General features: G+C 70.0%; 1 protein-coding gene and 1 pseudogene. Both read left to right on the top strand.

What is annotated here, in order from left to right:
• Window positions 1-14 precede the first annotated feature (14 nt).
• Window positions 15-722: pseudogene (locus tag IG78_RS43610) on the top strand (AMP-binding protein); the annotation flags it as partial.
• A gap of 98 nt (window positions 723-820) precedes the next feature.
• Window positions 821-1,154, top strand: a 334-nt coding sequence (locus IG78_RS53010; RefSeq protein ID WP_430739071.1) for an AMP-binding enzyme, incomplete at its 3' end; no start/stop codon positions are given.

Raw genomic sequence — 1,154 nt, 5'->3', positions numbered from 1 at the left:
ACCCCGACGAGCGGGTGGCTTTCGTCCTTGAAGACGCGGCGCCGGTGGTAGTGGTGACTACCGGGGAGCTGTCGGAGCGGTTTGACGGCGGTGGGGTGGCGGCGGTCGTCGTGGACGTCGAGGACCCGGGCCTTTCCCGGCAGCCGACCACGGCCTTCTCGTACCCCGATGCCGACCGGACCGCGTACGTCATCTACACCTCCGGGACGACCGGCACCCCCAAGGGCGTCGCCGTCACCCACGCCAACGTCGCACACCTCCTCGCCATGCCGTCACGGAAGGCCGAGCTGGCGCCGGGACAGGTGTGGTCGCTGTTCCACTCCTATGTGTTCGACGTGTCGGTGTGGGAGATGTGGGGGCCGCTGCTGCACGGCGGGCGCCTGGTCGTCGTCCCCGAGGACGCCGTCCACTCCGCCACCGACTTCCACGACCTCCTCGTCGACGAACAGGTGACGGTCCTCACCCAGACGCCGTCCGCACTGGACCGGCTGTCACCCCAAGGCCTCGACCACGTACGGGCGATCTTCGTGGGCGGTGAGGCCAGCTCGGCCGAACTGGTCGACCGCTGGGCGCCAGGCCGCGACATGTTCAACTCCTACGGGCCCACCGAAGCCACCGTCTACGCCGCGATGAGCGCACCCATGCGTCCCGGCCACGGCGCACCCATCGGTTCGCCGGTCCCCGGTGACGCGCTGTTCGTCCTGGACTCAGGGCTGCGGCGGGTGCCGACCGGCGTGATCGGCGAGCTGTACATCGCCGGTCGCGGAGTCGCTCGCGGGTATGTGCGGCGTCCTGGACTGACCGCGTCGCGGTTCGTGGCGTGTCCGTACGGTCCCGGGTTCGTGAGGACGTTCCGGGGCAGAAGCGGCTCGTCGGCTACGTCGTCCCGGACACGGGCGCGAACACGGGCGCGGCGCCCAGCGCGAGTGAGCTCGACGGCGCCCGACTGCGCCGGATCACAGGTGAACGGCTGCCGGAGTACATGGTGCCCGCGGTGGTGATGGTGGTTGATGATCTGCCGTTGACGGTGAACGGGAAGCTGGACAAGCGGGCTCTGCCGGAGCCGGTGTTTTCGGGGGGTGTGTTCCGGGCGGCGTCGTCGCCGGTGGAGGAGGTCCTTGCGGGGATCTTCGCGAGGGTGCTTGATGTGCCGC

The sequence above is a fragment of the Streptomyces aureocirculatus genome (genome assembly GCF_000720475.1).
GTDB lineage: Bacteria > Actinomycetota > Actinomycetes > Streptomycetales > Streptomycetaceae > Streptomyces > Streptomyces aureocirculatus.
The sequence above is the reverse complement of the archived record's forward strand: the minus strand, read 5'-3'. Positions and strand labels throughout refer to the sequence as shown.